Below are 9,244 nucleotides of genomic sequence, written 5' to 3'. Positions count from 1 at the left end.
CCATGAAGAACGCCGACGTCTCGGTGGCGATGGGCGCAGACAAATCCAGGCATGTACGCGACACCGAGGCCGAAGTTCTTGTCGCCGGCGACAATTCGTGTCTTGCACACATCGGGGGACTTCTCTCCCGCGAACGGGCGGGCGTCCGGACCATGCACCTCGCAGAAATCCTGGCATCGACCGAGGAGCACCCGGCATGAGCGAGACCGTTGAGTCCGATCGGCACGTCGATGAGTCCGATCGGCACGCCGAGCAGGAAGCGTTGAGCCAGCACGGTTTCGGGCTCGGACATCCGCACGTCGGGGTGACCGCGACATTCGTCGGGATGCCGAAGTTCCCGAAGGCGGCCCGCCACGAGCTGGCGAACACTGTCCAGCGCCGCAATCTCGAGCACGCGACGTCGACGATCCGGCACAAGCGCGCAGCGGTTGTCGACGAACTCGCCGACTGGGAGGAACTGCGACTCGCGGCGGAGGCGATCAAGAACCGCACGCTACGTCACCTCGACGATTATCTGCTCGAGTTCGAGGAGAAGGCGACTGCCGCTGGCGCACAGGTACATTGGGCGCGCGACGCGGAGGAGGCCAATCGCATCGTCGTCGATCTGGTCCGCGACACCGGCGCCTCGGAAGTGGTCAAGGTCAAGTCGATGGCCACCCAGGAGATCGAACTCAACGAGGCGCTTGCCGCCGCAGGCATCGATGCCTGGGAGACCGATCTCGCCGAACTGATCGTGCAACTCGGCAACGATTGGCCGAGTCATATCCTCGTGCCGGCAATCCATCGAAATCGCAGTGAAGTCCGCGAGATCTTTCTGCAGAACATGGCGAAGGTGGGACGCCCCGCACCCGACGACCTGACCGAGGAGCCTGCGCGGCTGGCCGAAGCGGCACGCGTGCATCTGCGTGAGAAGTTCCTGCGCGCCAAGGTCGGCATCAGCGGAGCCAACTTCGCGATCGCCGACACCGGGAGCCTTGTCGTCGTCGAATCCGAGGGCAATGGACGCATGTGCCTGACGCTGCCCGAGACGCTCATCTCCGTGGTGGGCATCGAGAAGATCCTGCCGACGTGGGCCGACCTCGAGGTCTTCCTGCAGGTACTACCCCGCTCCAGCACCGGCGAACGCGAGAATCCGTACACGTCGGTCTGGACGGGCGTCGCCGCGGGCGACGGTCCGCAGAACGTGCACATCGTCCTGCTCGACAACAACCGCACCGGCATCCTGGCCGACGAGGTCGGGCGCGCTGCCCTGCGCTGCATTCGGTGCTCCGCGTGCCTCAACGTGTGTCCGGTCTACGAGCGCACCGGCGGGCACGCGTACGGCTCAGTCTACCCGGGTCCCATCGGCGCGATCCTCACGCCGCAGCTGCGCGGCACGGCGTCGAAGATCGATCAATCGCTTCCCTACGCGTCGAGCCTGTGCGGCGCATGCTTCGACGTGTGCCCGGTCCGAATTCCCATACCGGACATACTCGTTCATCTGCGCACCCGCGTCGTCGACGAACATCGGAAGGGGCTTCCGACCGCCGAAGCTGCAGCGATGAAGGCCATGGAGAAGGTCTTCGCCGATCACCGCAGACTCGAAGCCGCGCAGAAAGCCGCGACGGTGAGTCACCGCTTCTTCGGCAACCGGCGCACGCTCGGCGCGCTGCCCTGGCCGATGACTCCGTGGTCGAGTGCGCGTGACACCCCGGTCCCACCCGCCGAGACGTTCCGCGAGTGGTGGAAACGCGAGCGCGGCAACACTTCTGGAGATGAGACACGATGACCGCCGCACGTGAGGAGATCATCGGTCGGGTCCGCGCGGCACTGGCCGACGTACCCGCCGACGACGTCACACCCGTCGACTGGGTCTACGGCCGACCCTCGAGCACGGGCGATCTCGGCCTCGTCGACCGATTCGCCGAGCGCGTCGCCGACTACAAGGCCGTTGTCGAACGCGTCAATTCAGCGCACCTGTCGGATCACGTGAACGCCCTGCTGGAGAACGTCGACGGTCCGATCATCGCCGACGCCGTCGTCCGCGACCTGCTGTCCGGGGTAGACCCGGTGTGGCTGTCCGATGACGATCTCTCCCCCACCGAACTCGACGCCGCGTCCGCGGTGATCACCACCGTGGCGGTCGGCATAGCCAACACCGGCACCATCGTGCTCGATCACGGCGCGGGACAAGGTCGTCGAGCCGTGTCACTGGTACCCGATGTCCACCTCTGCCTGATCCGCACCGATCAGATCGTCAGCGACGTTCCCGAAGCAGTGGCCCGCCTGATCGAGCAGGGCTCGGCGATCCGCCCCCAGACCTGGATCAGCGGACCGAGCGCGACGAGCGACATCGAACTCGATCGCGTGGAGGGCGTCCACGGACCGCGCACACTGCACGTCATCATCGTCGAGGCGTAGTGGCCGGCCGGGAGACCGGTTGACTTCGGCCCTGCCCGGAATTCTTTCAGCGTGGAATCCTTTTCGGGCCACGCCGGTTGGTAGTAGGCATGTCGCCAGATACTCGAAGTATCCGTTTCGGAGTCAACCTGATGGGAACCGGCACGGGAGATCAGTTCCGTGCGCAAGTGCAAGCTGTCGCCGATTCCGGCGCCGATGTCGTTCTCGTGCCCGACCATCTCGGCCTCATCGGGCCGATGCCTGCCCTCGTCGCGGCTGCCGCGCAGGCACCGGACCTGCGGATCGGCAACTTCGTACTCAACGCGCCCTTCTACAGTCCCGCGCTGCTCGCACGCGACCTCGCAACCGTCGATCAACTCAGCGGCGGACGCCTCGAGATCGGTCTCGGTGCGGGCTATGTGAAAGCCGAATTCGACGCCGCGGGCATCCCGTTCGGCCGCCCCGGCCAGCGAGTCGATCATCTCGAGGAGGTCGTCGACCATCTGCACGTCGCCTTCGACGATCCCGCGCAGGCGCCGCCGTTCGTACAGTCGCATCCGCCGATCATGGTCGCGGGGATCGGCGACCGCGTGCTCTCTCTTGCCGCACGCAAGGCCGACATCGTCGCGTTCTCCAACCTGCCGACCGACGACGTGCTCGCCGACCGAGTCGCCCACGTCCGTGCCGAGGCCGGTGAGCGCTTCGACGCACTCGAACTCAACGTGATCGTCTTCGACCTTGCCGTCGGGCGCGAACCCGATGTCACCGCGCTGCGCGGGGCAAACCCGGACCTCGACGACGCCGCGCTCCGCGAATCAGTCAATATCCTCCACGGCAGCGCTGCGGAGGTGGCCGACAGGATCAACCACCTCAACGAAACGGCCGGGATCTCGTACTTCACGTTCATCGAACCGTCGGCGAAGGATCTCGACGGACTGGCGGAGGTGATCGGTCTCGTGCGCGGCTGACCGGTCAGTCGATGAGTCCCTGACGACGCGCGCTGGCAACAGCGGCGGTCCGGGAGCCGACACCGAGCTTGGTGAAGATGTGCACCAGGTGCGACTTCACGGTCATCTCGCTCACGTGCAGCGCCTTCGCGATCTCGCGGTTGCTCCGGCCCGTGGCCACCTGTGCGACGACGTCGATCTCGCGTGGCGTCAGCACGGTGTCGGGTGTGGCGCGCACCCGCGTCAACAGTCGGGTCGCGACCGACGGCGACAGCGCACTCTCCCCCGCCGCCGCAGCGCGGATCGCGGCCAGTAGTTCCGCGGGCGCGGTGTCCTTGAGGAGGTACCCGCTCGCCCCTGCCTCGATGGCGGCGAGGATGTCGGCGTCGGTGTCGTAGTTCGTGACGATGAGAAGATGCGGCGCCCGTGGCAGGGCGTGAATCCTCCGCGTGGCCTCCACTCCCGAAATCCCCTCTCCGAAGCGGAGATCCATCAGGACGACATCGGGTTGTGGGGATCGGGCGGTGTCGGCGCACCAGGCCACCGCGTCGTCGGCCTTCGCGGCCTCGCCGATCACGTCGATATCAGCGGCGTTGGCGAGCAACGCCGACAACCCGGCCCGCACGATCGGATGGTCGTCGGCAAGTAATACGCGGATCACCGGCCGCTCTCCTGCACCGACCGCGCGGCAGCAGGCGCCACGGTGGGAAATGACACGGCGGGAAATGAGACCGCGGGAAATGACACGGCAACGGTGGTACCTCCGTCGTCTGAGGTGATGTCGACCTGTCCGCCGAGAGAGTCGACGCGCCGTCGAATAGTGCTGAGCCCGTATCCCTCCGACGCATCGGACGCGAAACCCGTTCCGTCGTCGACGATATCGAGGTGCACCTCGTCGGCGGTGTACGTGAGGGTGAGATGCAGTCTCCCGGCGTGAGAATGGCGGACCACGTTCGACACCGCGCCCTGCGCCACACGGACAAGCGCCGCCTCGGTGGGCATGGCGAGTGGTTGTGCGTCGCCCTCGATGAGCACGCTGACGGTGATGCCGTGTCCCGATGCGTCGGCGGCGACTCGTCGGAGTGCATCCGCCAGAGAGGAGCCGTCGAGCGGCGCCGGCGACAGCTCTGCGATGAGGCGTCTGGTCTCGGTCAGCGCGTCACCAGCAGCTTTGCGCGCCAACATGATCGACGACGCCGCTTGTTCTCCGGTCGACTGTTCGGCCGCGTGCAACAGGAGTTGGATACTCGACAGGCTCTGCGCGACGGTGTCGTGGATTTCGGCAGCGAGCCGTTCACGTTCCTCGGCTCTGCCGATGGCCTGTTGCTGGTCGCTGAGATCGGCTCGCGCAGCGACCAATTCGTCGATGAGTCGCTCACGCTGTCGCGCCTCGGCGAAGAGCTGTGCGTAGCCCGCGGAGATCACGACGGCGACACCTGCACCGAGCACTGGTCCGATGATCGCGGCCGCCGACCATCCGTTGTGCAGCGCGTAGCCGACTACCGCAACACCGGTAGCCAACGTGACCGCCGCCAAGCCTATGCGTCTACCCATCAGGTGCAGGTAGAGGAAGAACAGGACGAAGACGAGATACGTCGCCTCCGCGGTGAGTGCCAATTCGACCAGCCACACCGCGGTGAGTACAGCCAGCCACAGCAGCGCCCGCCGACGATTGCCCACCACAAGACCGCCCGCGAAGTAGACCGCGAGCCACACCCCCGCGACGATCGCTGCCGCGACGTCGGTCGGAGTCGCGATCAACGCGCGCACCATCACCACGACGGTCAATGCGACTGCGAGCAGGTGCAGACCCCACCGCAACGCAGCGACAACGGGGGTGAGTGGGGACGGGTGCATGTCTTTCAACGATAGCCGCGCTCGGTCTCCGCGCATCCATCGAAAGGAGGAGAGGACACGCACGGAGGGCGGAGCCGATGCCATCCCGACGGGCGACGCGCTTACGGCGTGTGCGGCCGAGCATGAAGAAGTCACCACAGTTCGACGCTGCGCTGCCGCCGATCACGAGGATCGCCGGCTGCGCCGCGACAGAAAGGACCTCTCGATGTTTGTCGCGCTTCGCGACCTGCGGCGCGCCCGTGGACGGTTCGCGCTGATAGCGCTCGTCGTCGTGCTCGTGGCCATACTCGTCACATTCCTCAGCGGACTCACGGCGGGCCTACGCCACCAGAACATCTCGGCGGTGCAACACCTTCCGGGCAACTCGGTGGTGTTCTCCGACGCCGGAACTGCACCCTCGTTCGACGAATCCTCGCTCACCGCAGCGCAACTGGCCGCATGGCGCTCGGCGCAACCCGATAGCGTCGGCGTCGGGATATCGCGGTCGCGGATAGCCGCAACCACTGCACCCGACTCCCCTGTGCCCGTGGCGCTCATCGGTACCGACCGCGACTCGCCTGCACCCGGGAGCGTCGAATTGAGTTCCTCGGTGGCGGAGACACTGCACGCGAGTGAAGGAGCACCCGTCGACCTCGGCGGTCGACCATTTACGGTTGCGCGGATCGTCGGCGACGACTGGTACTCGCACAGTCCCGTCGTGTACCTGGCACTCAGCGACTGGCAGCAGTTGTCACCGCACGCCGGCGCCGCAACCGTTGTCACCTTCACGGATTCGAACGGTGCCGACATGTCAGCGGTCGCGCGGGCGACACAGACGACGGTCACGAGTTCCGACGATGCGCTGTCAGCGCTGGCGTCCTACAAGGCCGAGAGCAGTTCACTCACGTTGATGACAGTCATGCTGTTCGTGATCTCGGCGTTGGTGATCGGCGCCTTCTTCACGGTGTGGACGGTGCAGCGCATCCCCGACATCGCGGTCCTCAAGGCGTTGGGCGCGTCGACCGGTTCACTGGTGCGCGATGCGCTGGGTCAGGCCGCGATGGTGCTCGTCGTCGGAGCCGCGATCGGAACGGCCATCACTGCCCTGGTCGGTGGATTCCTCGGCGGAATACCGTTCGTGCTGACCACCTCCACGACCCTCCTGCCCGCTGCCGCCATCATCGCGCTCGGCCTGATAGGCGCCGCGCTGGCGCTCCGATTCCTCGTCACCACTGATCCACTGACCGCACTTGGAGGTGCTCGATGAGCACGATTGTCTCAACGAATTCTGTTCCTGCCCTTGATATGTCGGCAGTGACGCTGACCTTTCCCGACGGCACCGGGCGTGTGCGAGCGCTCGAGGATGTCAGCCTCGCGGTAGCGCCGGGCGAGATCGTGGCGATCACCGGACCGTCGGGTTCTGGGAAGTCGAGCCTGCTCGCCGTAGCGGGCCGTCTGATCCGACCGGATTCGGGGCGCGTTTCGGTTGCGACCCGGTCGGGAGACACCGTCGAACTCAATGGTCTCTCCCGTGGCGAGGCCGCGCGGGCTCGTCGCGAACACCTGGGCTTTGTGTTCCAGCAATCCAATCTCATCGCGTCGCTGACCGCGATCGAACAGTTGGAGGTCACCGCTCATCTCGGCCAGCGATGGTGGTCGGGACCGAGCCGACGCCGCGAGGTGCGTGAGCGCGCCCGACTATTGCTCGACCAGGTCGGGTTGGCCGATCAGTCGCACAAGTTTCCCGCGCAGCTCTCCGGCGGCCAACGTCAGCGCGTCAACATCGCGCGCGCACTCATGAACACGCCGTCGCTGCTGCTCGTCGATGAGCCGACTTCAGCGCTCGACTCGGCACGCGGTGCCGCGATCATCGAACTCCTCGTCGCGATGACGCGGACACACGGCGCGGCGTGCGTTCTGGTCACTCACGACCCGACACACCTCGACCGGATGGACGCCGTCTACGAGATGGTCGACGGACGCCTACGCAGCGTGACCGGCGATCAGGACGTGGAACCGGGCGTCGGCTCGTCAGAGGCAGGACCGCCGTCGGATGCAGGACCGTCGCTCGACGGCGTGGGGCCTGTGTCCGTGGGCGGGACAGCGATGTCGAGTGCGCTCACCGCGATGCCGTAGGGCAGGAATCGAACCCGACGGGTGGGATCGGTGTTGTGTTGGTTTGCCCGTAGGGCGTCGAGTTCGTTCGCGAAGACCTGCTCGACGCGTGCACCGCCGTCGGCGTCGGTGACGAAGACCGCCCAGACGCCCGAGCCGGACTTTCCTGTCGTCTCCGGTTCTGGTGCCGCACGGCGCGCGGGCTGCTCGAAGACAGTCGACCACGCGACTCCCGACGAAGGTGAACCGAGGAACTTGCCCACCATGTCGCGCAGGCCGTCGCCGGCCTCGCGTGCGAACCGATCGAAGTCCTCCGGATCGATGCCGAACGGATTGTTGCCTGCCATCGTCTACCTCCCTGCGAGCACCCGGCGAACACCGGGCTGCCCTCCAGTGTGGCGACGATGCCGGTTGTGCGCCACAACCGCCGCTGATCGAGCTACCCCCGCTGATCGAGCCTGTCGAGATCACCGCCGACCGAGCTGACCCCGTCGCTGATCGAGCTTGTCGAGATCACCGCCGATCGAGCCCCACCCGCCGATCGAGCTGACCCCACCGCTGATCGAGCTTGTCGAGATCACCCGCCGATCGCGCTGACCCCACTCGCCGATCGCGCCCCACCGCTGATCGAGCCACCCGCCGCTGATCGAGCCCAACCCGCTGATCGAGCTTGTCGAGATCACCGCCGACCGAGCCCCACCCCGCTGATCGAGCTTGTCGAGATCACCGCGGCGCGAGCGCCTCGATCGTCCACGTGAGATCGCCCGTGGTCAGCGTGGAGCGCAGCCGCACATCGAAGGCGGAGTGGAGCAGCTTCCAGACCTGGCGGGCCTGGGGAAGGTCGATCGACTTGTAATGCGAGACCACGATCTCACCGGTCGGCTCCAGCCACCCCTTCTGCAGGCGGCGAACCGTCGCCAGCGGATCCGGGAGATAGTAGAGCATCTCGGAGAACACGATCGCGTCGAACCGCTTCTGCGAGGCCGTCGGATCGACGTCGTCGGGACTGAACGTGCTGGCGTCGGCTTGCACGAACGCGGCGCGGTCGAGCCCGCGTGCCCGAGCCTTCTCGACGGCATCCTGCGCGGCGTCGACTCCGAGAAACTCCGTGTAGTGCGCGGGCGAGAGCCGCTGCGCCAACAGCCCCTCGCCGCAGCCGAGTTCGAGCACGCGGGGTCGGGGTGACGTGCGCAGACAGTACCCGGCGACGACGTGGAAGCGCGGAGCTTCCTGCTCGTTGGCGAGGTAGTCCCACTCGCCGCTGCGGTATTCGTCGTCGCAATCGGCGACGCCGTGTGCCGACGAGTACGGCCTCAGATAGCTCGACACGAGTCCCACCCCGCGTGCCGCCTGCCGCCGCGCACCGCCGACGATTCCTTCACGCGCCGCACCCATCGCCAGCCCTGCCTTCGTTTGTCGGACAAATCCGACGGAATGCTACCGGTGATGTGGGCGCGACGGATATGTGCGGCGCCACAGGATCGCGTTCACCAGCGGTAATCGAGGAACTTTCCGTCGAAGGTGACCACCACGCGGTCGCCGTCGGGGTCGGGCCTTCGCGCGATGTCGACCTTGAAGTTGATGGCGCTCATGATGCCGTCGCCGAACTCCTCGTGGATCAGTTCTTTCAGCGCGGGGCCGTACACCGCGAGCGCCTCGTAGAAGCGGTAGATCGTCGGGTCGGACGTCAGTTCGTCGTCGCGTGTCCGAGCGGGCTGCAGGCGAAGACTCTCTGCGACGCCTTCACCGAGACCGAGTATCTCGCAGACGATTTCGGCCTTCTCCGCAGGTACGGGATGCTTGCCGAGTAGCGCGGCAACGGTCCACACGAGCGGTGCCTCGATGCGCTCGGCGATCTCGGCCCACGTCAAACCGGCACGCAGTCGCGCTGCGACGATGAGTTCGGCGGCGTCGGATTTGGACATGATCGGTGGGTTCAACGGTCGCTCCTGTGTTGGTGATACGGA

General features: G+C 66.3%; 10 protein-coding genes and 2 pseudogenes. 6 read left to right on the top strand and 6 right to left on the bottom strand.

Translation table 11 applies throughout. The features are described from left to right. The 4 genes and pseudogenes from GOSPT_RS24160 to GOSPT_RS17290 form a co-directional block, all read left to right on the top strand. Positions 1-200, top strand: a pseudogene (locus GOSPT_RS24160) ((Fe-S)-binding protein); the annotation flags it as partial. Positions 201-325: 125 nt separating this feature from the next. After that, positions 326-1,768, top strand: a complete 1,443-nt coding sequence (locus tag GOSPT_RS17300; RefSeq protein ID WP_168431295.1) for a LutB/LldF family L-lactate oxidation iron-sulfur protein — start codon at positions 326-328, stop codon at positions 1,766-1,768. Beyond that, the gene (locus tag GOSPT_RS17295; RefSeq protein WP_005207738.1) at positions 1,765-2,400 is read left to right on the top strand and encodes a LutC/YkgG family protein; all 636 of its coding nucleotides are present in this window, start codon (positions 1,765-1,767) and stop codon (positions 2,398-2,400) included. The genes GOSPT_RS17300 and GOSPT_RS17295 overlap by 4 nt, the downstream gene beginning before the upstream one ends. Positions 2,401-2,489: 89 nt before the next feature. Then, positions 2,490-3,347 carry a TIGR03621 family F420-dependent LLM class oxidoreductase gene (locus tag GOSPT_RS17290; RefSeq protein WP_039856505.1) on the top strand — a complete coding sequence of 286 codons (858 nt, stop codon included), beginning with the start codon at positions 2,490-2,492 and terminating at the stop codon, positions 3,345-3,347. A gap of 4 nt (positions 3,348-3,351) precedes the next feature. Here GOSPT_RS17290 and GOSPT_RS17285 read toward each other — a convergent pair whose 3' ends face one another. Beyond that, positions 3,352-3,987 (bottom strand): response regulator transcription factor, encoded by a 636-nt coding sequence (locus GOSPT_RS17285; protein WP_005207736.1) that lies wholly within the window; start codon positions 3,985-3,987, stop codon positions 3,352-3,354. Continuing rightward, the gene (locus GOSPT_RS17280; RefSeq protein ID WP_039856503.1) at positions 3,984-5,183 is read right to left on the bottom strand and encodes a sensor histidine kinase; all 1,200 of its coding nucleotides are present in this window, start codon (positions 5,181-5,183) and stop codon (positions 3,984-3,986) included. Before GOSPT_RS17280 ends, GOSPT_RS17285 begins: the two co-directional genes overlap by 4 nt. A 205-nt stretch (positions 5,184-5,388) precedes the next feature. Between GOSPT_RS17280 and GOSPT_RS17275 the strand changes: the two genes are divergently transcribed. Continuing rightward, a complete protein-coding gene (locus GOSPT_RS17275; RefSeq protein WP_005207734.1) occupies positions 5,389-6,429 on the top strand; it encodes an ABC transporter permease in 1,041 nt (346 codons plus the stop codon). Next, positions 6,426-7,148, top strand: a pseudogene (locus tag GOSPT_RS17270) (ABC transporter ATP-binding protein); the annotation flags it as partial. The gene GOSPT_RS17275 and the pseudogene GOSPT_RS17270, both read left to right, overlap by 4 nt. 17 nt (positions 7,149-7,165) lie before the next feature. On the opposite strand, the gene GOSPT_RS24390 reads toward GOSPT_RS17270, so the two are convergent. From GOSPT_RS24390 to cynS, 4 genes are all read right to left on the bottom strand, one after another. Then, on the bottom strand, positions 7,166-7,624 hold the full coding sequence (locus GOSPT_RS24390; RefSeq protein WP_039856502.1) for an Rv0313 family protein: 459 nt from the start codon (positions 7,622-7,624) through the stop codon (positions 7,166-7,168). Between the two features lie 120 nt (positions 7,625-7,744). After that, on the bottom strand, positions 7,745-7,960 hold the full coding sequence (locus tag GOSPT_RS17260) for a hypothetical protein (protein ID WP_039856500.1): 216 nt from the start codon (positions 7,958-7,960) through the stop codon (positions 7,745-7,747). Positions 7,961-8,000: 40 nt separating this feature from the next. Then, positions 8,001-8,672, bottom strand: a complete 672-nt coding sequence (locus GOSPT_RS17255; RefSeq protein WP_005207732.1) for a class I SAM-dependent methyltransferase — start codon at positions 8,670-8,672, stop codon at positions 8,001-8,003. A 92-nt stretch (positions 8,673-8,764) separates the two neighbouring features. Next, positions 8,765-9,217, bottom strand: a complete 453-nt coding sequence (cynS, locus tag GOSPT_RS17250; protein ID WP_005207731.1) for a cyanase — start codon at positions 9,215-9,217, stop codon at positions 8,765-8,767. Positions 9,218-9,244: the final 27 nt, after the last annotated feature.

This window comes from Gordonia sputi NBRC 100414, from assembly GCF_000248055.1.
Taxonomy (GTDB): domain Bacteria; phylum Actinomycetota; class Actinomycetes; order Mycobacteriales; family Mycobacteriaceae; genus Gordonia; species Gordonia sputi.
Note: the sequence above shows the minus strand (reverse complement) of the source record. Positions and strands in the feature narration are given on the sequence as shown.

Excerpts from the sequence above, each read along its gene's own strand:
- GOSPT_RS17300 (WP_168431295.1), top strand. The coding sequence starts at position 326 with ATGCCGAAGTTCCCGAAGGCGGCCCGCCACGAGCTGGCGAACACTGTC.
- GOSPT_RS17295 (WP_005207738.1), top strand. The coding sequence starts at position 1,765 with ATGACCGCCGCACGTGAGGAGATCATCGGTCGGGTCCGCGCGGCACTG.
- GOSPT_RS17290 (WP_039856505.1), top strand. The coding sequence starts at position 2,490 with ATGTCGCCAGATACTCGAAGTATCCGTTTCGGAGTCAACCTGATGGGA.
- GOSPT_RS17280 (WP_039856503.1), bottom strand. The coding sequence starts at position 5,183 with ATGCACCCGTCCCCACTCACCCCCGTTGTCGCTGCGTTGCGGTGGGGT.
- GOSPT_RS17275 (WP_005207734.1), top strand. The coding sequence starts at position 5,389 with ATGTTTGTCGCGCTTCGCGACCTGCGGCGCGCCCGTGGACGGTTCGCG.
- GOSPT_RS24390 (WP_039856502.1), bottom strand. The coding sequence starts at position 7,624 with ATGGCAGGCAACAATCCGTTCGGCATCGATCCGGAGGACTTCGATCGG.
- GOSPT_RS17255 (WP_005207732.1), bottom strand. The coding sequence starts at position 8,672 with ATGGGTGCGGCGCGTGAAGGAATCGTCGGCGGTGCGCGGCGGCAGGCG.